Consider the following 23,421-nt stretch of genomic DNA (forward strand, 5'->3'; position numbering starts at 1 on the left):
CGCCAACAGCGGGAGGAGCAGGCCTACTTCTCGACCTCGGCGGCGAGGTTCTGGAGGAGTTCGTCGTAGATCCGGCCGAGTCCCTTGGGCGCGAAGGTCTTCTCGAAGAAGCCTCCGATGCCGCCGGCGCCGTTCCAGACGGTCGAGACGACGGCCTTGGACTTGCCCTCACCGGCCGGAGTGACGGTCCAGGTGGTGACCATCGTGGAGTTGCGGTCCTTCTCGACCAGCTGACCTCCCCCATAGCCTCCGGCATGGGAGGTGCCCCCAGGCTCGGTCACGTCGAGCAGGCAGTCGCGGACCCGCTTGCTGGTGGCCTGGAGCTTCCAGTGGACGAGGGTGCCCTCACCGTCGCCGCCCTCGCGCACCTCGTACTCGCTGAAGTGCCCGGTCAGCACCTTGCCCCGGATCTCCTTGTAGTCGGCCAGCGCATCGAACACCGTATCTGCGTCCGCCGCGATGATCCGCTCTGTCGTGGCCTCGACCTGCGCCATGCCTGTTCCTCCAGCACTCGGTTGTTCGGGGTGCTGCTGAGCCAACCACCTCGGGTACGGCCCCTCAAAATCGGGGCCCGCGTTCCGCCGCGCACGATCAAGGGAACACATGTTCTATTCTCTGCGGAGTGCTACCAAGGAGGCGTCCATGCGCTGGGACAATCTGGCAGAGAACACCGCAAAGGCGGGCAACGGCGCGCTCTTCGCCGCGGACGCGGTCACCACGCGCACGTTCGACACCCCTGAATTCAGGGGGATCACCTTCCACGAGATCCGGGCACGCTCGATCGTGAACCGGGTGCCGGGGGCCTCCCGCATGCCGTTCGAATGGACGGTGAATCCGTACCGCGGCTGTTCGCACGCCTGCGTCTACTGCTTCGCGCGCAAGACCCACAGCTATCTGGACCTGGACACCGGCCTCGGCTTCGACTCGCAGATCGTCGTGAAGGTCAACGCCGCCGAGCTGCTGAGCCGCCACCTGGCCTCCCGGCAGTGGCACGGCCAGCACATCGCGATGGGCACGAACGTGGACTGCTACCAGCGCGCCGAAGGCCGCTACCGGCTGATGCCCGGCATCATCTCGGCCCTCCGCGATCACGCCAACCCCTTCTCCATCCTCACGAAGGGCACCCTGATCCTGCGGGACCTGGATCTGCTGCGGCAGGCCGCGGAGGTCACCGAGGTCGGCGTGTCCGTCTCGGTCGGATTCACCGACCGGGAGCTCTGGCGGACGGTCGAGCCGGGCACCCCGTCCCCCGAGCGCCGCCTGGACGTGGTGCGCGCCCTGGCGGACAGCGGGATCGGCTGCGGGGTCCTGATGGCGCCGGTCATCCCCTTCCTCGGCGACCACCCCGACCAGCTGCGCGCCACGGTCCGCGCCATCGCCGCCGCCGGAGCGACCTCGGTGACGCCGCTCGTCCTGCATCTGCGGCCGGGCGCCCGCGAGTGGTTCATGCGGTGGCTGGCACACCACCACCCGCACCTGGTGCGCCGGTACGAGGAGATGTACGCGGACGGGGCCTACGCGCCCACCTGGTACCAGCGCGGCATCACCCGCCGGGTGCACGAGCTGGCGGCCGAGTTCGGCATCGGCCCGGCCGACCGGGGCGGCGCCCGCCGCGTCCCGCCCCGGGCTCCGGAGCCGCTCACCGAGGGCCCCACCCAGCTGAGCCTGCTCTGACCGCACCGGTCCTGCCATTCGAACGGGTCAACTCTCGGCGGAACGTGTCCTTCCGTGCCCGGTTCCGGGGAGCATCCCGCGGGGGCTGTGCCATCCACAGCCGTGTTCCCCACCACGGGAGACCATATGACGAAACGTGCAGGAATCCTGGTCGCCGTCGGCGCCACGGTCGCGGGCCTGGTGACCGCCGCGCCGTCCACCGCGTCCACCGGACCGGGGGCGGGCGCCCCGCGCGTCGCCGCCCCGCTCAAGTGGACCGGCTGCGGCACGAAGTCCTATCCGGCCCTGCAGTGCTCGAAGGTCCGCGCTCCGCTGGACCATGACAACCCGTCGGGCAGGCAGATCACCCTCGCCCTCTCCCGCATCCCGCACACGGGCAAGACCTCGCAGGGCCCGCTGCTGGTCAACCCCGGCGGCCCCGGCGGCAGCGGACTCTCGATGGCGGGCTTCGTGGCCGCCTCGCTCCCCGCGAAGGCCGCCGCCCAGTACGACGTGATCGGGTTCGACCCGCGCGGGGTCGGGAAGAGCACTCCGGCCCTGGACTGCGTACCGAAGTACTTCACGCCGGTGCGGCCCGACTCCGTCCCTGACACCTACGACGCGGAGAAGACCGCACGGAACAGGGCCGCCTCCTTCGCCGCCGCCTGCGGTGAGAAGCACGGCGAGCTGCTGCCGTACATGGACACCGCCAGTGCCGCGAAGGATCTCGACGTCATCCGCGAGGCGCTCGGCGCGCGGCAGCTCAACTACTTCGGCTACTCGTACGGCACCTATCTGGGCGCGGTCTACGCCAAGCTGTTCCCCGAGCGCGTGCGCCGCCTGGTGCTGGACTCGATCGTCGACCCGGACGGCGTCTGGTACGAGGACAACCTCGGCCAGGACCTCGCGTTCGACGCCCGCCACAAGGCCTTCGCCGCCTGGGTGGCGAAGAACGACGCCACGTACGGGCTCGGCGGCGACCCGGCGGAGGTCGAAGCGGCGTGGTACCGGATGCGGGACGCCGTGAAGCAGCACCCCGCCGGCGGCAGGGTCGGACCGTCCGAGCTGGAGGACGTCTTCATGCCGGGCGGTTACTACAACGGCTACTGGCCGCGCCTCGCGGAGACGTTCGCCGCGTACGTGAAGGACGGGGACGAGGACGCCCTCGCCACGGCGTACGAGGACTTCGCCGCGGTCGACAAGAGCGGTGACAACGGCTACTCCGTCTACACGGCCGTGCAGTGCCGCGACGCCGGCTGGCCCCGGACCTGGAACAGCTGGCGCAACGACACCTGGCAGGCGCACCGCAAGGCGCCCTTCATGTCCTGGAACAACACCTGGTACAACGCTCCGTGCGCCACCTGGCCGGTGGAGCCACTGGAGCCGGTGCGGGTCGGCAACGGCGCGATCCCGCCCGCGCTGCTCTTCCAGGCGACGGACGACGCGGCCACCCCGTACGAGGGCGGCGTGACGATGAACCGCAGGCTCAAGGGCTCCTCCCTGGTCGTCGAGCAGGGCGGCGGCAACCACGGCATCACGCTGAGCGGCAACGCGTGCCTGGACGCGTATCTGGCGGACTACCTCACCGACGGCACCCTCCCGCGCGGCGAGGGCGGCGGCGCGGACGCGGTCTGCGACGCCCTGCCGGAGCCGAAGCCCGCCCCGGCCACGAAGGCGGGCGCGAACACGAAGGGAAGCACGCTGCACGGGCTGCTGGGCTTCCGGGGCTGATGCGCGGCTTGGTGGCCGGCCGGGAAATACCGGACCCCACGCCGGGGGCGTAGGCGAGGATGGGCCGCGTGACCACGCATCCCGATCCCGCGTACGCCCCCGGCGTGCGTGTACGCGCCATGACGTTCGACGACTGCGCCGCCGTGGCGGAGATCCGGGTGCGCGGCTGGCAGACGGCGTACGCCGGGATGATCCCGCAGGCGTATCTGGACGCGATGGACATCGCCGAGGACGCCGAGCGCCGGCGTGCGCACCTCACGGCGGAGGGGGGCGGGGTCGACCTCGTCGCCGGGCCGCCGGACGCCCCGGTGACGGGCTGGGCGTGCTACGGCCCCTGCCGGGACGAGGACACCGGCCCCGGCACCGCCGAGCTGTACGCGCTCTACGTCCACCCGGCCCGCACCGGCACGGGCACCGGGCGCGCGCTCCTGGCGGAGGTGACGGCGCGAGCCCTGGCGGACGGTTTCGGGAGCATCACGCTGTGGGTGCTCAAGGACAACGCCCGGGCCCGCCGCTTCTACGAGCACGCCGGCTTCCGCCCGGACGGCGCGGAGGAGACCTTCGAGGCGGGCGGCGCGACGGTCCCGGAGGTCAGATACGTGCGCGGCCCGACGCGTCGCCCGAGCGGTTCGCCTTCGGCACACGGCACGTTCACGGGTCCGGCGGCGGCGACCGCCGCCCGCCCCGCGTAAGGTCACCCGCATGTGGGGGGAATGGGACACGGTCGACTGGGCCGCGCTGCGGCACAACTACGGATCCGCGGAGGACGTGCCCGGCCTGCTGCGCCGGTGCGCGGGCCCGGATCCGCAGGACGCGGAGCGGGCGGCCGACGACCTGCTCAACAACCTCTTCCATCAGGGCGGCTGGATCTGCTCCGCCGCCACGGCCGCGCTGCCGTATTTGGTGCGCCTGGCCGCGGCGCCGGATGTGCCGAGCCGTCGCACGTTGCTCGGCATCGTGTCGAGACTGGTCTCGGAGGCCGGGCAGGTCGCCGAGCAGTGGCTGGATCCCGGCTGGCCGACGGCGTGGGAGCGCGCGCTGCCGGAGGTACTCGCCCTGCTGGACGCAGCGGACCCGGCGGTGCGGCGGGACGCGGCCGACGTGATCGGTTCCTGCCCGAGTCCCGGTGAGCTCACACTGCCCGCGCTGCTCCGCCGCTGGGAGGTGGAGGAGGACGCGGCGACACGTCTCGACCTGGTCCTCGCACTCGGAGCCGCGGCTCTGCGGGAGCCGTCGGGCGAACACGGCGCCGCGGCCGGTGCGCTGCTCCGCGAGCTGCTCGACGCCCCCGAGGCGCAGACACGGCTGGCGGCGGTGCACGCGATCGCCCCTGCCGACCCCGGCCTTCCGGCACAGCGGATCGGCCTCCTGCTGGAAGCTGTACGCGACCCGGGCGTCGAGCTGTGGCAGCACACCAGCACGGTGGAGTCCGGTGTCCAGGGTGTGCACCACTGGACGGCCGCCCTGCTCACCGGCCCCTCCCCCGCGTTCGCCCTCGGCCTGCTGGACGACCACCCCGACGTCGAACAGCGCATCGGCGGGCTGGCCCGGGCGGGCGGGCTGCTGGCCGGGTGGCGCTCACCGGCCACCGCGCTTCTTCCGCGCCTGGCCGCCCGGCTGGACGATCCCGCCGCCGAGGTCCGCTTCCGGGCGGCCGAACTGCTGGCCTGCCTGGGGCCGGTGGCAGCGCCGTACGCCGATGAGGTCGCCGCGCTGCTCGGCGACGCCGGGGTCCGGGACACACGTCGGGGGGAGACCGTCGCCGAGGCCGCCGTGTGGGCGCTGGCCCGGATGAACGACCCCCGCTGCGTGCCGGGGCTGATCGAAGCGGGAGCCCGGCCACGGTCCGGTTTCGCGTCGAACTCCGCCCACTACCCCCGGTCCGCCGACTGGCATTACCCGGTCCTCCCCGCGCTCCATGAGGTCGTCGGCCACCTCCCGGACCACGCCGGGCTGCTCCTCCCGATGGTCCTCGGCAGGCTCGACGCCGCCGCAGAGCTCCACGTACTCCGTTCGTACTGCGACGTGCTCGCGGACTGGGGCCCTGCGGCAGAGCCGGCGGTTCCGCACCTGCTCGGCCTGCTGGAGGACGACCGGGCCTGGACAGCGGCGGCGACGGCACTGGCCGGGATCGGAACCCCGGGCGGGGCGGCACGGGAACTCCTGTCGGCCCGTTCGCGGCCCGGCGACGCGCACGCGGAACTCGCGGCCTGGGCCTGCTGGAAGGTCGGTGGCGAACCCGGCCCGGTTCTCGAAGCGCTGGACCGGACCCTCACCGCGGACGGCTTCCCCCGCCCCGCCCTGCGCATACTCGCCGACCTGGGCGCGCACGCCGCACGTTACGCGGACCCGCTGCGGATGATGGCCGCGGGCACCGGGGCCTGGCCCCGTGTCGAAGCGGCGCACGCCCTGTGGGCGGTGACCGGTGACACCGAGACCGCCGTCCCGGCGCTGACGAACGCCGTGCGAGGGCTGGCCGAGGGCGCCTCCCTGCCGGTCATGCTCCCTGCCGTACGCCACCTGGCCCGGATCGGCCCCGCCGCCCGGCCCGCCGCCCGGCTCCTGCACGAGGTGCCGGCCCGTGACCAGCGACTCGGCAGCAGCGGCGGCTGGCGGGGCTTCCTGGAGGACGAATCCATCCGCGCCGCGGTCGAGGAACTGCTGGAGGCGTGCGACGTGGAGGGACTCGCATCCCGGGTGCGGGCACCCCTCACCCCGCCGGCAGCCGGCTGAGCGCCTCCTCCGCCGCCGCGCCCAGCCGGGGATGCGGCAGCGCGGCCTCCAGGACCGGGCGGGCCCTGTCGTCCGCCAGGGTTCCCAGGCCCTCCACACAGGCGAGCGCGACGCGCCAGTGCGGCTCGTCCGGGCTCAGCAGCCGGTGCAGGGTGCTGACCAGGGCGGGCACCGACTCGGGGGCGCGCAGGGCGGTCAGCAGGCGTACCGGGTGCAGGGCGTAGGCCGTCCGCAGGCTGTTCGTGGCGAGCGCCGCCGCCGCGCGGGGTGTCCGGGGGTCGCCGAGGAGCCGCAGGGCGTGCGCGGCCGACACACAGCGCTCGGGATCGCGGTGGTTGAGCAGGAGCACCAGCGCCTCGAAGGCGCGTCGGTCGCCTCGGCAGCCGAGCCGGAAGGCCGCGATCTCCCGGGCCCACAGGGGGCGTTCGCGCTCCACGAGGACCCGGGCCAGCTCCTCGTCGTCCTCGGTGGCGAGCAGCCGGTGCAAGGTCTCCGGCTCACCGGCCTCGTGCCCGAGCCGGTCCATCAATGAGCGCAACTCCTCATCCATGACGGTGAGTTTATAGACGCGCACACACGGTGGTCGCCCAACTGTGTGCCAGCGCACAAGCCCCCAGGGCTGGCGCGCTCGTTACTCGCCGGTTAAGCTCAGGTGAGCGGGACACACACCCCGTCGACTCCGGTGGCCTGGTGACGCAGCCACCCGGAGTGCTTGTCGGTTCGGCAGTTTGTGAGACGTGGCTCCGGGACAGAGCCCGTCACCTTTCCCCCCGGTGCGCCCTGGGCGGCCGGAACCGTGCACCACGACACGCCTTTCCCGCACACCGAGCGCCGGCCGTTTTCCCGGCCCCCCGCGCCGCCGTGCTCCTCACAGTCGTCACTCACCCTGGAGTCCCGTGATGGACACCCCGCTCACCACCATTGCCGTCGTCGGCCTCGGCACGATGGGAACCGGCATCGCCGAGGTCCTGACCCGTGCGGGCCGCGAGGTCATCGGCATCGACATCAGCGAGGCCGCCGCCCGCCAGGCCGTCGCCTCCCTGGAGGCCTCCACCGCCCGCGCCGTGAGCCGTGAGCGGATCACGGAGCAGGAGCGGCGCGACATCCTCGCCCGGTTCCGTACGTTCTCCGATCTCCAGGCAGCCGCGGACGCGGAGCTGGTCATCGAGGTCGTGCCGGAGACGTACGAGATCAAGCAGCAGGTCTTCCGGGAGCTCGACGCGGTGGTCTCCCCCACCACGATCCTGGCTACGGGCACCAACGCCCTGTCCGTGACCCGGCTGGCCGCCGAGTCCCAGCGCCCCGAGCGGGTCCTGGGTCTGCACTTCTTCAACCCGGCGCCGGCGATGAAGCTGGTCGAGGTGGTCTCCTCCGTGCTGACGGCCCCGCCCGCCGTGGAGAGCGTCACCCGGCTCGCCCGTGAACTCGGCAAGGAGCCGGTCGCGGTCGGCGACCGCCCGGGCTTCGTCGCGGACGGCCTGCTGTTCGGCTATCTCAACCAGGCCGCCGCGATGTACGAGGCGAACTACGCCTCCCGTGAGGACATCGACGCCGCGATGAAGCTGGGCTGCGGTCTGCCGATGGGCCCGCTGGCGCTGCTCGACCTGATCGGCATCGACACGGCCCGCACGGTCCTGGAGGCCATGTACGCCGAGTCCCACGACCGGCTGCACGCCCCGGCCCCGGTGCTCGGCCAGCTCAGCGAGGCGGGGCTGACCGGCCGCAAGGCGGGCCGCGGTTTCTACACCTACGCCGCCCCCGGCAGCCAGGACGTGGTGCCGGACGCGCTGACCCCGCCGGAGAGCGCGGGCGCGGTCGCCGGGCGCGAGGTCTCCTCGGTGGGTGTGGCCGGGTCGGGCACGATGGCCTCCGGTATCGCCGAGGTCTTCGCGAAGGCCGGGTACTCCGTGGTGCTCGCCGCGCGCAGCCAGGAGAAGGCGGACACGGCCAAGGGACGGATCGCGAAGTCCCTGGAGCGCTCCGTCGCCAAGGGGCGGCTGACACAGGAGGCGCGGGACGAGACGCTCGCCCGTATCACCGCTGCGGGCTCGCTGGACTCCTTCGCCGACGTCGATCTCGCGGTCGAGGCGGTCGCCGAGGACCTGGAGATCAAGCGGCAGCTCTTCCAGACGCTGGACAAGGTCTGCAAGCCGGGTGCGGTGCTCGCCACCACCACCTCGTCGCTGCCGGTCGTGGCGGTCGCCCGGGTGACCTCGCGCCCCGAGGACGTCATCGGGATGCACTTCTTCAACCCGGCGCCCGCGATGAAGCTGGTCGAGGTGGTCCGCACGGTGCTGACCGCCGACGATGTGCACGCCACGGTCCGCGAGGTCTGCGTGAAGGTGCGCAAGCACCCGGTGGACTGCGGTGACCGGGCCGGGTTCATCGTGAACGCGCTGCTCTTCCCCTACCTCAACAACGCGATCAAGATGGTCGAGGAGCACTACGCGACGCTCGACGACATCGACGCGGCGATGAAGCTGGGCGGCGGCTACCCCATGGGGCCGTTCGAACTCCTGGACGTGGTCGGCCTGGACGTCTCGCTCGCCATCGAGAAGGTTCTGCACAGCGAGTTCCGCGACCCGGGCCTGGCCCCGGCGCCGCTGCTCGAACACCTGGTGGCCGCCGGCTGCCTCGGCCGCAAGACGGGGCGCGGCTTCCGCGAATATGCCCGCCGCTGATACCGGCGCGGGATGGGGCGGGTTGCTGAGGCCCTCGGGCGACCCGCCCCCACGGGCGCACTCCCCTGCACCGATGGGTTACGTTCACCTCATGTCCCAACCCGCCAAGTCCCCTCGTTCCTCCGCCGCGACGGACGCCCCGGAGAGTGCCGCCGGCACCCGGGCCGCCGCCCAACGGCTCAAAATGCGCCGTGAACTGGCCGCGGCGGCGATGGAACTCTTCGCCACGAAGGGGTACGAGGCGACCACGGTCGACGAGATCGCCGGGGCGGCCGGGGTCGCCCGGCGCACCTTCTTCCGCCACTTCCGCTCCAAGGAAGAGGCCATCTTCCCGGACCACGACGACACCCTCGTCAGGGCCGAGGCCGTCCTCAACGCCGCACCCGCACACGAGCACCCGCTCGACACCGTGTGCCGCGGCATCAAGGAGGTCATGAAGATGTACGCGGCGAAGCCCGCGGTCTCCGTGGCGCGCTACAAGCTGACCCGTGAGGTGCCCACGCTCCGGGAGGCCGAGATCGCCTCGGTGGCCCGCTACGAGCGCCTTTTCACGCGCTATCTGCTGGGCCATTTCGACGAGCGCGACCACCATGTCGGCAACGACGACCCGCTGCTGGCCGAGGTGGCCGCGTCCGCGGTGGTGACCGCGCACAACCATGTGCTGCGGCGCTGGCTGCGGGCGGACGGGCACGGTGACGTGGAGACACAGCTCGACCACGCCTTCGCGATCGTCCGGGAGACCTTCGGCACGGGCATCGGGGCCGGGCGGACCGCCGGCGCCGAGCCCTCCAGGACTCCCGCCGCTTCGGTGTCGAGGGAGGGTGAGGTGCTGGTCACCGTGGCCCGTACCGACGCGCCGCTCGACGAGATCATGCGCACGATCCAGCAGGCGCTGAAGGAGCACTGAGACCGGCCCGGCGGGTTCAGCCCTCGGCGGCCCGCACGGACGCGCTCGCGTACCAGGGCGGCGCGGCGCCCTCGCTCCACGCGGTGAGTCCGTCGAGACCGATACAGACGATGCCGCACCGCTCGGCGTACTCGAGGGCCGGATCGGTGAAGTCAGCGGTGGTGACGACCACGGCCGCCTCCGCGCCGTGCACCGCGTAACAGGTGCCGCCGAAGCGCTGGAGGTCCTGCGAGCCGACCTTGTTGTCCCGCGTGTACCTCTTGCACTGCACGACCAGGCGGCGGCCGTCCGGCGTGGTCCCCACCACGTCCGCGCCGAGGTCGCCGGCGCCGCCGACGACCTCGGCGTCCAGGCAGCCGTCGCGCCTGCAGAGCGCGGCCACGGCCTCTTCGAAGTCGTAGGGGTCCATGCCCTCGTAGTCGTACGGATCGATCTCGTGGTCATGGGGGTCCTCGTCCTCGCGACCGGGCGTCCGCACCGGCTCGGGAGGGGGCGGCAGGGCGTCGGCTTCCGGCAGCTCCTCCAGGACGGTGTCCACGACCTCGTAGGCGCTCTCGACTGCTGCCGCGGCGGCCTTGGCGGCCGCCCTGCGGCTGCGGCGCAGACGCAGGAGCAGCACGAGCGCCACCACCAGCGCGGCCACGGAGGCCCCGGCGACCAGCGGATGCCGTTCGGCGCTCCTGAGGGCGGCGCGCACCGCGAGTCCGGCGCCGCAGACCAGGAGAGCGAGGAAGGCGAAGCCGAACGCCGTCCGCCTGACGTCGAATTCGGACCTGCGGGCCCGCCGGTCCGTTCTGTGCGTCCGTATGCCCATCGTGTGGCCCACCCCTTGTCCGTTGCCGCACCGTCAAGATCACTTCCGTGTGCCCCGCAGCCGCCGGTTGACGCCCCGTCGGACGAAAACCCGCTGGCCGGGCCGGGGAGGGAGTGCTCGGATGCACTCATGGATCCTGAAGAGATGCTGGTCGCCTTCGACCACGAGATGCGGGAACACGCCCGCCCCGACGGCCCCGCCACCCGCGTCGAGCGGGCGGGGGACGTCGTACGGCTGACGGGTGGCCCCGACGACTGGAACGGTGTCGTGTGGACGGCGCCCGGCCTCACCACCGAGCGCGCGACGGCGGAGATCGCGGCGCAGGTCGAGCACTACACCGCCCGGGGCCTGGGTGAGTTCGAGTGGAAGCTGTACGCCCATGACCGCCCGGCCGGTCTGGGCGCGCTGCTCGCCGCGGCCGGGTTCGTGCCGGAGCCGCCGGAGGCCCTGATGGTCGCGGCGGTGTCGGACCTGCCCCGGTCCGTGGAGCTCCCCGAGGGCGTGACACTGCGTGCCGTGACGGACGCGGCCGGGGTGGACCTGATGGTCCGGGCCCATGAGGCGGCGTTCGGTACGGACGGTTCGCGGCTGCGCCACCAGACCCTGGAGCGCCTCGCGGGCGCCCCCGGCACCTTCGTCGCCGTGGTGGCGACGGCGGACGGCGAACCGGTGAGCTCGGCCCGGATGGAGATGCACCCCGGCACGGGCTTCGCCTCTCTGTGGGGCGGCGGGACGGCGGCGCCCTGGCGGGGCAGGGGGATCTACCGGGCGCTGATCGCCCACCGGGCCCGCATCGCCGCGGACCTCGGCTACCGCTTCCTCCAGGTGGACGCGACGGACCTCTCCGAGCCGATCCTGCGCAGGCTCGGCTTCACGGCACTGAGCACGACGACGCCGTACGTGTACCGCACCGCGCCGTAGTCCTGACAAAAAGAGGGCGCATCGCGACATACCACCCATGATGTTGCTCATGCGTGCCTACGAGATGACAACTGAGAGAAATTGTTGGCACTGGGTGCCTTGCCACCTGTCACGCAGTGCCATACGTTGAAGGTGTCCGGGCGGCCGGCGTGCAGAGATCTCTCGTACGCCGGCTGTCCCCGCAGACCACGTGTCCGCGCGCCCGGGCGCCTGCGTCACAGGCAACCCTTCTGCTCCACCGAGCAGGCCACAGCACCACACGCCGAACCGACGGCACACCTCCACACCGCACCGCTCCCCTGACCACAGGGACCTCCGAGCGTTTCCCTCGACGCCGGAGACCCGATCTGCCGGAGGCATCACCGTGAAGGAAATCCTGGACGCGATCCAATCGCAGGACAGCACGGCTGCGGACTTCGCCGCCCTGTCCATCCCCGAGTCGTACCGCGCGGTGACCGTGCACAAGGACGAGGCCGAGATGTTCTCCGGTCTCGCCAGTCGCGACAAGGACCCCCGCAAGTCGCTGCACCTGGACGAGGTGCCGGTGCCCGAACTCGGTCCCGGTGAGGCGATCGTCGCCGTCATGGCCAGCTCGGTGAACTACAACTCCGTCTGGACCTCGATCTTCGAGCCCGTCTCGACCTTCGGCTTCCTGGAGCGGTACGGCAGGCTCAGCGAGCTCACCAAGCGCCACGACCTGCCGTACCACGTCATCGGATCCGACCTGGCGGGCGTCGTCCTGCGCACCGGCCCCGGCGTCAACGCCTGGAACCCGGGTGACGAGGTCGTCGCGCACTGTCTCTCGGTGGAGCTGGAGTCCTCCGACGGCCACAACGACACGATGCTCGACCCGGAGCAGCGCATCTGGGGATTCGAGACGAACTTCGGCGGCCTGGCGGAGATCGCACTCGTCAAGTCCAACCAGCTGATGCCGAAGCCCAAGCACCTCAGCTGGGAGGAGGCCGCGTCCCCGGGCCTGGTCAACTCCACGGCGTACCGCCAGCTCGTCTCGCGCAACGGCGCAGGCATGAAGCAGGGCGACAACGTGCTGATCTGGGGTGCGAGCGGCGGACTCGGCTCCTACGCCACCCAGTTCGCGCTGGCCGGCGGCGCCAACCCGATCTGTGTCGTCTCCAGCCCGGAGAAGGCCGACATCTGCCGGGCGATGGGCGCGGAGGCGGTCATCGACCGCAACGCGGAGGGCTACAAGTTCTGGAAGGACGAGCGCACCCAGGACCCGAAGGAGTGGAAGCGCTTCGGCAAGCGCATCCGCGAGTTCACCGGCGGCGAGGACATCGACATCGTCTTCGAGCACCCGGGCCGCGAGACCTTCGGCGCCTCGGTCTACGTCACCCGCAAGGGCGGGACGATCACCACCTGCGCCTCCACCTCGGGCTACATGCACGAGTACGACAACCGCTACCTCTGGATGTCGCTGAAGCGGATCATCGGCTCGCACTTCGCCAACTACCGCGAGGCGTGGGAGGCCAACCGCCTGATCGCCAAGGGCAAGATCCACCCGACGCTCTCCAAGGTCTACTCCCTGGAGGACACCGGCCAGGCGGCGTACGACGTGCACCGCAACCTGCACCAGGGCAAGGTCGGCGTCCTGGCGCTGGCCCCCCGCGAGGGCCTGGGCGTGCGCGACACCGAGCTGCGTGAGCAGCACATCGACGCCATCAACCTGTTCCGTGACGCGTCAGCGGAGCGGACCATCCAATCCAGCCGCAACGTCTGAGGTCCACCATGACCGAACGTCAGAAGGACCGGCCGTGGCTCATGCGGACGTACGCCGGTCACTCGACCGCCGAGGCGTCCAACGAGCTCTACCGCCGCAACCTCGCCAAGGGCCAGACGGGTCTCTCGGTCGCCTTCGATCTGCCCACGCAGACCGGCTACGACCCCGACCACGTACTCGCCCGCGGCGAGGTGGGCCGGGTCGGCGTGCCCGTCTCGCACCTCGGTGACATGCGGCGGCTGTTCCAGGACATCCCCCTGGAGCAGATGAACACCTCGATGACGATCAACGCCACCGCGATGTGGCTGCTGGCGCTCTACCAGGTGGTCGCCGAGGAGCAGGGGGCCGATCCCGACAGGCTCCAGGGCACGACGCAGAACGACATCGTGAAGGAGTACCTGTCGCGGGGGACGCACGTCTTCCCGCCGGGTCCCTCGCTGCGGCTGACGACCGACATGATCACGTACACGGTCAACCGCATCCCGAAGTGGAACCCGATCAACATCTGCAGCTACCACCTGCAGGAGGCGGGGGCCACTCCGGTCCAGGAGATCGCGTACGCCATGTCGACCGCCATCGCGGTGCTCGACGCGGTGCGCGACTCGGGCCAGGTGCCCGAGGAGAGGTTCGGTGACGTCGTCGCGCGCATCTCCTTCTTCGTGAACGCGGGCGTCCGCTTCATCGAGGAGATGTGCAAGATGCGCGCCTTCGGCCGCATCTGGGACCGGGTCACACGCGAGCGGTACGGCATCGCCAACCCGAAGCAGCGCCGCTTCCGCTACGGCGTCCAGGTCAACTCCCTGGGGCTGACCGAGGCGCAGCCGGAGAACAACGTCCAGCGGATCGTGCTGGAGATGCTGGCCGTCACCCTCTCCAAGGACGCCCGCGCCCGCGCGGTGCAGCTGCCCGCGTGGAACGAGGCGCTGGGCCTGCCGCGCCCGTGGGACCAGCAGTGGTCGCTGCGCATCCAGCAGGTGCTCGCGCACGAGAGCGACCTGCTGGAGTACGAGGACATCTTCGCCGGTTCGCATGTCATCGAGGCCAAGGTCGACGAGCTGGTCACCGACTCGCTGGCCGAGATCGACCGCATCCAGCAGATGGGCGGCGCGATGGCGGCCGTCGAGTCGGGCTATCTCAAGTCGGAGCTCGTCTCCTCGCACGCCGCGCGGCGGGCCCGGATCGAGGCCGGCGAGGAGAAGATCGTCGGCGTCAACATCTACGGGACGACCGAGCCGAACCCGCTGACCTCCGACCTGGACGCGGCGATCATGACGGTGGACCCCGAGAACGAGGCCCGGGTCGTCGCCGCGCTGCACGAGTGGCGCGACAACCGTGACGAGCCCCGTGCCACCGAGGCGCTCGCCGCTCTGAAGAAGGCCGCGGCGGGCACCGAGAACATGATGGAGGCGACCGTCGAGTGCGCACGGGCGGGCGTCACCACCGGTGAGTGGGCGTGGGCCCTGCGCGACGTCTTCGGCGAGTTCCGGGCGCCGACCGGCGTCTCGTCCGCGCCGGTGGCGGTCAACGCCGAGCCCGGCACCCCGCTCGCCGGGGTCCGCGAGAAGGTGGCCCGCACCGCCGGGGACCTGGGTGTCGGACGGCTGCGCCTGCTGGTCGGCAAGCCCGGCCTGGACGGGCATTCCAACGGTGCCGAGCAGATCGCCGTACGCGCACGGGACGCCGGCTTCGAAGTGGTCTACCAGGGCATCAGGCTGACTCCTGAGCAGATCACGGACGCCGCGCTGGCCGAGGACGTGCACTGCGTCGGTCTGTCCATCCTGTCCGGCTCGCACGCCGAACTGGTACCGGACGTCCTGAACCGGCTGCGTGACGCCGGGGCGACGGACATCCCGGTGATCGCGGGCGGCATCATCCCCCCGGCGGACGCGGACGCCCTGATCGCGGCCGGCGTCGCCGCCGTCTTCACCCCGAAGGACTTCGGCATCACCGAGATCATCGGCCGTATCGTCGACGAGATCCGCAAAGCGAACAAGCTCGACCCTCTGGAGGTCCCCGCATGACCACCCCCTCGTCCCCCGTGAACCGCCTGCGTCCGCGCCGCTCGTGTCTGGCCGTGCCGGGCTCGAACCCGCGGTTCCTGGAGAAGGCCCAGGGCCTTCCGGCCGACCAGGTCTTCCTCGACCTGGAGGACGCCTGCGCGCCGCTCGCCAAGGAGGGCGCCAGGCACCACATCGTCGACGCGCTCAACGACGGCGACTGGACGGGCAAGACCCGGGTCGTGCGCGTGAACGACTGGACGACGCACTGGACGTACCGCGACGTCATCACGGTCGTCGAGGGCGCGGGCCCGAACCTCGACTGCATCATGCTGCCGAAGGTGCAGGACGCCCAGCAGGTCGTCGCGCTGGACCTGCTGCTGACCCAGATCGAGAAGACCATGGGCTTCGAGGTCGGCAGGATCGGTATCGAGGCGCAGATCGAGAACGCCAAGGGCCTGGTGAACATCGACGACATCGCCGCCGCCTCGCCCCGCCTGGAGACCCTGATCTTCGGCCCGGCCGACTTCATGGCCTCGATCAACATGAAGACCCTGGTCGTCGGCCAGCAGCCGCCCGGCTACCCGGCGGACGCGTACCACTACATCCTGATGCGCATCCTCATGGCGGCCCGCACGCACGACCTCCAGGCGATCGACGGCCCGTTCCTCCAGATCCGCGACGTGGACGCCTACCGCGAGGTCGCGGGCCGTGCGGCGGCGCTGGGCTTCGACGGCAAGTGGGTGCTGCACCCCGGCCAGGTGGACGCGGCGAACGAGGTCTTCTCGCCCTCGCAGGAGGACTACGACCACGCCGAGCTCATCCTCGACGCCTACGACTGGTGCACCTCGGAGGAGGGCGGCAAGAAGGGCTCGGCGATGCTCGGCGACGAGATGATCGACGAGGCCAGCCGCAAGATGGCCCTGGTCATCGCGGGCAAGGGCCGCGCGGCCGGGATGCAGCGCACCTCCAAGTTCGAAGCGCCGGAGGCCTGACATGCAGTTCGGACGCACCTACGAGGAGTTCGAGGTCGGTGCCATCTACAAGCACTGGCCCGGGAAAACGGTCACGGAATACGACGACCACCTCTTCTGCCTGCTGACCATGAATCACCACCCGCTGCACATGGACAGCAACTACGCCGAGAAGACCACCGATTTCGGTAAGAACGTCGTCGTCGGCAACTACATCTATTCGCTGCTGCTCGGCATGTCGGTCCCGGACGTCTCCGGAAAGGCCATCGCCAATCTGGAGGTGGAGTCGCTGAAGCACGTGGCGCCGACCTTCCACGGCGACACGATCTACGGCGAGACGACCGTGCTCGACAAGACACCGTCGAGGTCGAAGAGCGACCGCGGCATCGTGTATGTGGAGACAAAGGGCTACAAGCAGGACGGCACGCTGGTCTGCGTGTTCCGCCGCAAGGTGATGGTCCCCACCGAGACGTACATCAAGGAGCGCGGCGGAGAACAGCCCGGCCGCCCTGAGCTGGGCCAGCCGTCGGACAAGAACGGGGAGAAGTAGCCATGAGCCGACTCGCACAGACCGCCGGCCTGACGGATGTCCAGCAGGAAATCCTCTCCACGGTCCGGGATTTCGTCGACAAGGAGATCATTCCTGTCGCGACCCAGCTGGAGCACCGCGACGAATACCCGACGGAGATCGTCGAAGGGCTGAAGGAACTCGGCCTGTTCGGGCTGATGATTCCCGAGGAGTACGGCGGTCTGGGCGAGTCGCTCCTGACGTACGCGCTCTGCGTCGAGGAGATCGCCCGGGGCTGGATGAGCGTGTCGGGCATCATCAACACGCACTTCATCGTGGCGTACATGCTCAAGCAGCACGGCACCCAGGAGCAGAAGGACACGTTCCTGCCGAGAATGGCGCTGGGCGAGGTGCGGGGCGCGTTCTCGATGTCCGAGCCGGCGCTGGGCTCCGACGTCTCCGCGATCAGCTCCAAGGGCGTGAAGGACGGCGAGGAGTACGTCCTGAACGGCCAGAAGATGTGGCTGACGAACGGCGGCTCGTCCACCCTGGTCGCCGTTCTGTGCCGGAGTGACGAAGGACACCCGGAGGGCACGGCGCCGCACAAGTCGATGACGACCTTCCTCGTGGAGAAGGAGGCGGGATTCGGCGAGGTCCGCCCCGGTCTCACCATTCCGGGGAAGATCGACAAGATGGGCTACAAGGGCGTCGACACGACCGAGCTCATCATGGACGGACTACGCATTCCGGCCAATCGTGTCCTGGGCGGCACGACCGGCCGAGGTTTTTACCAAATGATGGACGGTGTCGAGGTAGGGCGGGTGAATGTCGCCGCGCGTGGCTGCGGTGTCGCACAGCGTGCCTTCGAACTGGGCGTTTCGTACGCCCAGCAGCGCCAGACCTTCGGAAAGCCGATCGCCCAGCACCAGGCGATCCAGTTCAAACTGGCTGAAATGGCCACCAAGGTCGAAGCCGCCCATGCGATGATGGTGAATGCAGCACGCAAGAAGGACTCCGGGGAGCGCAACGACCTGGAGGCAGGGATGGCGAAGTACCTCGCCTCCGAGTACTGCAAGGAAGTCGTCGAGGACGCCTTCCGTATCCACGGCGGCTACGGCTTCTCCAAGGAGTACGAGATCGAGCGCCTCTACCGCGAGGCACCGATGCTGCTGATCGGTGAAGGTACCGCCGAGATCCAGAAAATGATCATCGGTCGCCGGCTCCTGGAGGAGTACCGACTCCAGGGCTGAATGTCCCCTTCGAGGTGATTTGGTGGCGAAGAACATCACACCGGATCACCCTCGTCCGGAGCCTTTCAGCTGTCCGACTCGGCTGCTGGCTTGCCCAGTTGCCGCTCGCACCCGATAGCATCGCCGGAAAGCCGCCGTCCCCCCGTTGCCAGCGCGGCATCATCCGCTACGAAGGTCATCCATGCCCGACAGCCAAATCCCTGCAACGCGCGGCGGGGTCCGCCTCGCCCGTGGAGCATCGCCGTGGCTCCTCCCGACCGTCGCCACCGCGGCACTCAGCCTCGCCCGGGCCCGCAAGTCCGGACGCTGGGCCGCCGTGGCCGTGCCCACCACCGCGCTCGCGGCGGGCATGCTGTGGTTCTTCCGCGACCCCGAGCGCGAGATCACCCAGGGCCGCGTCATCTCGCCGGCCGACGGTGTGGTGCAGAGCATCATGCCGTGGAAGGACGGGCGCACCCGCGTCGCGATCTTCATGAGCCCGCTGAATGTTCACGTCAACCGGGCCCCGCTCTCCGGCACCGTGACCTCGGTCGAGCACATCCCCGGTGGATTCGTTCCGGCGTTCAACAAGGAGAGCGAGAACAACGAGCGCGTTGTCTGGCACTTCGACACCGAGCTCGGTGACATCGAGATGGTGCAGATCGCGGGAGCGGTCGCCCGTCGCATCGTGCCGTACGTCCCGCAGGGCACGAAGGTGGAGCAGGGCGAGCGCATCGGCCTGATCCGCTTCGGCTCGCGTGTCGACATCTACCTTCCGGAAGGTATCGATGTCGCGGTCGAGGTCGGCCAGGCCACCACCGCGGGGGTGACTCGAATTGACCGTAGTTGATCCTGATACCCAGGCGGGCTGGGTGCCCGAGGCCGCTGAGGACGAGGACGCCGACGGCACGGAGGACATGCCTCTCTCCATGAGGCTGTCGATAGCGGACACCCTCACCCTGGGTAACGCCACGTGCGGCTTCATGGCGGTGTACTTCACCACCACGGGCATCCTCATTCCGCACCTCACCGGCAGCGACGAGTCGGGCATGGCCCGGCACTCCGCGGCCACCGCGGTGATCCTCATGCTCATGGCCGCCGTGTTCGACCTCTTCGACGGCCTGGTGGCGCGCAAGCTGCGCTCCTCGCCGATGGGGGCGGAGCTGGACAACCTCTCCGACCTCATCAGCTTCGGCCTCGCCCCGGCGTACTTCGTCCTGGTGTACGGGATGGTCGCGGACGACGCCCACCAGCGGGTCTCCGCGCTCGCGGCGATCGTGGTGCTGCTGGCGGTGGTGCTCAGGCTTGCGCGGTTCTCCTGCGTGACCTTGAAGGACGGCATGTTCCAGGGCATGCCGAGCCCCTTCGGAGCGCTCACGGTCGTCTCGATCGTGCTCCTGGAGCTGCCCTTCGTACCGACGCTGCTCGCGATCATCGGAGTGGCGTGGCTGATGGTCAGCCGGGTCGAGTACCCGAAGCCGCGGGGTGTCCTCGCGGTGGCGATGCTCAGCTGGATCGTCGGTGCGATGGGGCTCCTCGCCGCCTGGGCGTTCGACGCCCCCGGCGGCCAGCTGCTCCTGCAGACCGGCTGCGCCCTCCAGGTCGTCCTGGGGGCGGTGATCCCGCTCTTCGCCACGGCACGGCGGGTGAACACCTTCCGCGACAACCGGCGCGAGGCACGGGCGGCGCAGCTCCCGTAACCACGCGGACGCGACTGCCACGAGGGCCCGGATGCTCCCCGGCATCCGGGCCCTCGTGCGTGCGCCGGACCCCGCCCCGCACGGGGCGGCCCAGCGGGTGCGGGGCCGCCTTCCACAGGGGAGTCTGGGAAGCGTGCAGGACCGATCCGCCGCCGCCACCGGTTCGGGCACGGAGCTGCTGGACAGCGCCGTGTCCCACATCCTGCGCGAGACGGGTGCCTCCGTGGCGATGCTGTACCTCCTGCCGAAGAACGAGACCACGCTGCACCTGACCGTCCTCGCCGGGGTGCCGGGGCAGCTGGCCTTCCCGTGGACCCGGGTCCCGCTGTCCGCCCCGATGCCGGTGGCCGACGCCGTGCGCCTGGGGTGCCTGATCTGGCTCGGCAGCCAGGAGGAGCTGGCGCGCCGCTATCCGCGCCCCGCGCTCGTCCTGCCGTACCAGTTCGCGTTGGCCGCCGCGCCCCTGCGTACGGGCGCCTCCGAGCGGGGCGGGCTGGTGCTGCTGTGGCCGGGGTCGCACTCTCCGCAGCTGGCGCCCGAGGAGCGCGAGGCCGTGCTCAGGGGGTGCCGGGCCATCGACACGCTCCTGCGGCAGGCCGAGAGCAGCGGCTACCCGGTCCTGCCGGGGAGCCAGCCCCGGGTGATGCCCACCCCGGAGCCGGCCGTGCCGGATCCCGCGGAGGCCGCCGCCGCGACGGAGTTCATCCAGCGGCTGCCCGGAGGAAGCTGCGCGCTGGATCTCGACGGGACCGTCACCTACATGACCAGCGGTGCGGCGGCCCTGCTGGGAGCGGCGGCGGACGACGTCTGCGGCACGCTCCCCTGGGTGTCGCTCCCCTGGCTGCGGGACCCGGCGGTGGAGGACCACTACAGGGCCGCCGTCATCAGCCGCCAGAAGACATCGTTCACCGTGCTGCGGCCACCGGACCAGTGGCTGTCCTTCCATCTCTTCCCCAACGCCACCGGCATCAGTGTCCGCATCCTCCCCACCACGGCGCCCGGCCCCGCCGATGTGCAGACGCCGGCGCTGCCACCGACCTCCGGGGTGCCCAGCCGGGCGACCGCCCTGTACCACCTGATGCATCTGGCGGCGACGCTCACCGAGGCCGTCGGCACGCAGGACGTGATCGAGCTGGCCGGCGACCAGCTGATGCCGGCGTTCCACATCCAGACCCTCGTCGTGATGGCCTCGGCCGAGGGCCGCCTGCGGGTCGAGGGCGGCCGGGGCAGCCGGCCCGGGCTCATGGACCGCTTCGACGGTGCGCCGCTGACCTCGGCGACACCGGCCGCCCATGTGCTGATGACGGGGATTCCCGACTTCTTCCCCACCTTCGCCGAGCTGGAGCGGGCCCACCCCTCCGCGGGCCTGCGCAACGCCGTGGCCGCCTGCGCCTTCCTCCCTCTGATCGTCTCCGGGAATCCGGTCGGCTCGCTGGTCCTGGCCTACGACCGGCCCCACGCGTTCGATCCGGAGGAACGCGCCCTCCTCACCTCGATCGCGGGGCTGCTGGCCCAGGCGCTGGACCGCGCCCGTCTGTACGACACGAAGGACCGGCTCGCGCACAGTCTGCAGGCCCACCTCCTGCCCCAGACCCTGCCCCGGATCCCGGGCCTCGATGTCGCGGCCCGCTATCTGCCGTCGACCCGGGGCATGGGCATCGGCGGGGACTTCTACGACCTGATCAGGCTGGACGAGACCACTGCAGCCGCCGCGATCGGCGACGTACAGGGGCACAACGTGAACGCCGCCGCACTGATGGGGCAGGTCCGCACCGCCGTGCACGCCTCCGCCGGGGCCTCGCCCGCCGAGGTGCTGGCACGTACCAACCGCCTGCTCACGGACCTCGACCCCGGACTGTTCACGAGCTGTCTGTACGTCCATCTCGACCTCGCCGGGAACACCGCCTGCATGGCCACTGCCGGCCATCCCGCGCCGCTGCTGCGGCAGCCGGACGGACAGACCGAGTTCCTCGACCTGCCGCCCGGCGTCCTGCTCGGCATCGACCCGGAGGCCGGCTACCCGACGGCGGAGTTCCCCCTGCCGCCCGGCGGGGCGCTCGCCCTGTACACCGACGGTCTCGTGGAGGCGCCTGGCGTGGACTTCGAGGACGCCATCGCCGATCTGGCCGAGCACTTCGCCATAGCCCTGGACCAGGACATGGACTCCGTGGCCGACACGCTCGTGCGGTACGCGAGGCAGTACACGCCCGGCAACGACGACATCGCGCTGCTCCTGATCAACGCCCTGCGGCCGGACAGCTGACCGGTCGGACGTGTTCTGCCTGTCAGGGCGGGTTGGAGAGCCCTGAGGTGCCGAGGCGGTGGGGTTTCATCGGCACCCCAGGACGTTCGAGGGGTGGTGCTGCGGGCGCGGGGCCGGATCAGCCGCCGTAGAGGTCGCCCAGGGAGATTCCGGTGGTGCTGGCGGCGCCGCCGAGCCTGACCTCGTGGTCGAGGCTCACGAACTTGCCGCCCGACTGCCAGAGGGCGGGCTTGAGCATCGCGTACTTGGCCTCGTCCCAGGTCGCCCAGTCGTAGCCCAGCAGGCCGCCGGTGTCACCGGAGTTGGGGTTGAGGCACCAGAAGGTCTGGTGGATGCCGTTCTCCACGATCAGGTCGCGCAGGGCGGTCATCCACTTCTGGTTGGGGCCGTTGTCGAGGTGGCCTCCCCATTCACCGATGAACAGCGGGGCGGTGCCGTCCTTGTGCAGGTAGAGCCAGTTGGGGTCCCAGACGTCGCGCTCCAGCGTCGTACGGTTCCACTCGCCCTGGAACCAGGGCTGCTGGTGGACCAGCGGGCCGTAGTCGTGCGGGGAGTAGACCAGCTGGTCCTGCTGCGCGCCGAGGTCGACCGGGTGGTCCTTCGCCCCGCGCAGGTTCCCGCCCCACCACATGCCGTGGTAGTCGGTCGCCGTGGTGGAGGACCAGTTCGTGCCGTCCTTGGGGTAGATCTCGATGCCTTCGCAGAGGACGAGGACGTGCGGGTTGATCGCGAGGATGCGCTTGCCCGCGGTCTCACAGGTGTGCTTGAAGTTGTCCTGGTCCGTGGAGCCGTCCCACTTGGCGCGGGGGCTGTCGGACTGCTTGCCGTGCGGCTCGTTCTTCACGTCCATCGCGACGAGCGTGTCGTTGGTCCGGTAGCGCTCGGTCACCCACTCCCAGGCGGTGTAGAACTGCTCGGGGGTGATCGATCCCTTCCACCAGACCGGGTACACATGGCCGGAGTTGTCGGCCTCGGCGCTGTGCACGTCCAGCATGACCTTGAGGCCGTACTTCTCGGCCACGCCGAGGAAGGCGTCGAAGACCCCCAGGGTCGTCTTGCCCTGGAGCTCGGGGTTGGCCCAGGTGTTGACCGCGCTGGAGGTCGCGGCCTGGCCGTTCTTCCACTCCAGCAGGAGCTGGGTGGAGATCGGCACACGGACGATGTTGATGCCGCGCTCCGCCATCTGCCGGGTGACGGTGTCCAGGTTGGCGGACCAGAGCCCGTGGAAGACCCGCTCGGTCGCGTTGAAGCCGAACCAGTTGACGCCCGTGAGCCAGACCCGGTTGCCCTGTTCGTCGACGATCCGGTTGCCCTCGGTGTGCAGCCAGTCCGTGCCGGAGGCCGCCGGGGCGGCGGCTTCGGGCGCGGCCGCGGGAACGACCGACGGCTGCTGCGCGGCGACCGGGCCCGAGAGCGTCACCAGCAGGGTGGTCGCGGTGACGGCGGCGGCGAGCGCCGTACCCAGCCGTTTTCTCATCCGTGACTTCATCCGTTGTCGCCTTTCATGGGGGTGAGGCGGGCAGCAAGGATGGGAGCGCTCCCATTCCGTTGCTCACATGAAGCCAGCACGGC

The 23,421-nt window shown here is 70.6% G+C and carries 19 protein-coding genes; 15 read left to right on the top strand and 4 right to left on the bottom strand.

All coding sequences use genetic code 11. The features are described from left to right. Positions 1-23 precede the first annotated feature (23 nt). A complete protein-coding gene (locus tag ACWCQM_RS21315) occupies positions 24-494 on the bottom strand; it encodes an SRPBCC family protein (RefSeq protein ID WP_450916737.1) in 471 nt (156 codons plus the stop codon). Positions 495-642: 148 nt separating this feature from the next. Here ACWCQM_RS21315 and ACWCQM_RS21320 point away from each other — a divergent pair, with 148 nt between their 5' ends. From ACWCQM_RS21320 to ACWCQM_RS21335, 4 genes are all read left to right on the top strand, one after another. Beyond that, positions 643-1,674, top strand: coding sequence for an Rv2578c family radical SAM protein (locus ACWCQM_RS21320; RefSeq protein WP_450916738.1), 1,032 nt, complete (start codon positions 643-645; stop codon positions 1,672-1,674). Between the two features lie 126 nt (positions 1,675-1,800). After that, positions 1,801-3,384 (top strand): alpha/beta hydrolase, encoded by a 1,584-nt coding sequence (locus ACWCQM_RS21325; RefSeq protein ID WP_450916739.1) that lies wholly within the window; start codon positions 1,801-1,803, stop codon positions 3,382-3,384. A gap of 59 nt (positions 3,385-3,443) precedes the next feature. Next, positions 3,444-4,076, top strand: a complete 633-nt coding sequence (locus ACWCQM_RS21330; RefSeq protein WP_450916740.1) for an N-acetyltransferase family protein — start codon at positions 3,444-3,446, stop codon at positions 4,074-4,076. 10 nt (positions 4,077-4,086) lie between these two features. Continuing rightward, a complete protein-coding gene (locus ACWCQM_RS21335; protein WP_450916741.1) occupies positions 4,087-6,117 on the top strand; it encodes a hypothetical protein in 2,031 nt (676 codons plus the stop codon). Here the strand turns inward: ACWCQM_RS21335 and ACWCQM_RS21340 are convergent. Then, the gene (locus ACWCQM_RS21340) at positions 6,095-6,667 is read right to left on the bottom strand and encodes an adenylosuccinate lyase (RefSeq protein WP_450916742.1); all 573 of its coding nucleotides are present in this window, start codon (positions 6,665-6,667) and stop codon (positions 6,095-6,097) included. The two genes, ACWCQM_RS21335 and ACWCQM_RS21340, sit on opposite strands and share 23 nt — an antisense overlap. A 349-nt stretch (positions 6,668-7,016) precedes the next feature. On the opposite strand from ACWCQM_RS21340, the gene ACWCQM_RS21345 reads away from it, so the two are divergent. Both ACWCQM_RS21345 and ACWCQM_RS21350 read left to right on the top strand, forming a co-directional pair. Continuing rightward, a complete protein-coding gene (locus tag ACWCQM_RS21345; protein WP_450916743.1) occupies positions 7,017-8,798 on the top strand; it encodes a 3-hydroxyacyl-CoA dehydrogenase family protein in 1,782 nt (593 codons plus the stop codon). A 91-nt stretch (positions 8,799-8,889) separates the two neighbouring features. Then, positions 8,890-9,705 (top strand): TetR family transcriptional regulator, encoded by an 816-nt coding sequence (locus tag ACWCQM_RS21350; RefSeq protein WP_450916744.1) that lies wholly within the window; start codon positions 8,890-8,892, stop codon positions 9,703-9,705. A gap of 16 nt (positions 9,706-9,721) precedes the next feature. On the opposite strand, the gene ACWCQM_RS21355 is transcribed toward ACWCQM_RS21350, so the two are convergent. Then, positions 9,722-10,519: a restriction endonuclease gene (locus tag ACWCQM_RS21355; protein WP_450916745.1), complete on the bottom strand. Its 798-nt coding sequence runs from the start codon at positions 10,517-10,519 to the stop codon at positions 9,722-9,724. Positions 10,520-10,648: 129 nt separating this feature from the next. Between ACWCQM_RS21355 and ACWCQM_RS21360 the strand changes: the two genes are divergently transcribed. The 9 genes from ACWCQM_RS21360 (at position 10,649) to ACWCQM_RS21400 (ending at position 21,849) form a co-directional block, all read left to right on the top strand. Next, positions 10,649-11,440 (top strand): GNAT family N-acetyltransferase, encoded by a 792-nt coding sequence (locus ACWCQM_RS21360; RefSeq protein WP_450916746.1) that lies wholly within the window; start codon positions 10,649-10,651, stop codon positions 11,438-11,440. Between the two features lie 364 nt (positions 11,441-11,804). Continuing rightward, positions 11,805-13,178 (top strand): crotonyl-CoA carboxylase/reductase, encoded by a 1,374-nt coding sequence (ccrA, locus tag ACWCQM_RS21365; protein WP_450916747.1) that lies wholly within the window; start codon positions 11,805-11,807, stop codon positions 13,176-13,178. 8 nt (positions 13,179-13,186) lie between these two features. Then, positions 13,187-15,199, top strand: coding sequence for a protein meaA (locus ACWCQM_RS21370; protein ID WP_450916748.1), 2,013 nt, complete (start codon positions 13,187-13,189; stop codon positions 15,197-15,199). Beyond that, complete coding sequence (locus ACWCQM_RS21375; protein ID WP_450916749.1) at positions 15,196-16,170, top strand: HpcH/HpaI aldolase/citrate lyase family protein; 975 nt, start codon at positions 15,196-15,198, stop codon at positions 16,168-16,170. The genes ACWCQM_RS21370 and ACWCQM_RS21375 overlap by 4 nt, the downstream gene beginning before the upstream one ends. A 1-nt stretch (position 16,171) precedes the next feature. Further along, positions 16,172-16,699, top strand: coding sequence for a MaoC family dehydratase (locus tag ACWCQM_RS21380; protein WP_450916750.1), 528 nt, complete (start codon positions 16,172-16,174; stop codon positions 16,697-16,699). Between the two features lie 2 nt (positions 16,700-16,701). Next, the gene (locus ACWCQM_RS21385) at positions 16,702-17,907 is read left to right on the top strand and encodes an acyl-CoA dehydrogenase family protein (protein WP_450916751.1); all 1,206 of its coding nucleotides are present in this window, start codon (positions 16,702-16,704) and stop codon (positions 17,905-17,907) included. Positions 17,908-18,088: 181 nt separating this feature from the next. Beyond that, positions 18,089-18,736, top strand: coding sequence for a phosphatidylserine decarboxylase (locus ACWCQM_RS21390; protein WP_073748753.1), 648 nt, complete (start codon positions 18,089-18,091; stop codon positions 18,734-18,736). Between the two features lie 22 nt (positions 18,737-18,758). After that, positions 18,759-19,586, top strand: a complete 828-nt coding sequence (gene pssA, locus ACWCQM_RS21395) for a CDP-diacylglycerol--serine O-phosphatidyltransferase (protein ID WP_073748752.1) — start codon at positions 18,759-18,761, stop codon at positions 19,584-19,586. A 133-nt stretch (positions 19,587-19,719) separates the two neighbouring features. Next, positions 19,720-21,849: a PP2C family protein-serine/threonine phosphatase gene (locus ACWCQM_RS21400; RefSeq protein ID WP_450916752.1), complete on the top strand. Its 2,130-nt coding sequence runs from the start codon at positions 19,720-19,722 to the stop codon at positions 21,847-21,849. 118 nt (positions 21,850-21,967) lie between these two features. On the opposite strand, the gene ACWCQM_RS21405 is transcribed toward ACWCQM_RS21400, so the two are convergent. Continuing rightward, on the bottom strand, positions 21,968-23,326 hold the full coding sequence (locus tag ACWCQM_RS21405) for a glycoside hydrolase family 5 protein (protein WP_450916753.1): 1,359 nt from the start codon (positions 23,324-23,326) through the stop codon (positions 21,968-21,970). Positions 23,327-23,421: the final 95 nt, after the last annotated feature.

It is taken from the genome of Streptomyces sp. NPDC002125 (genome assembly GCF_053593715.1).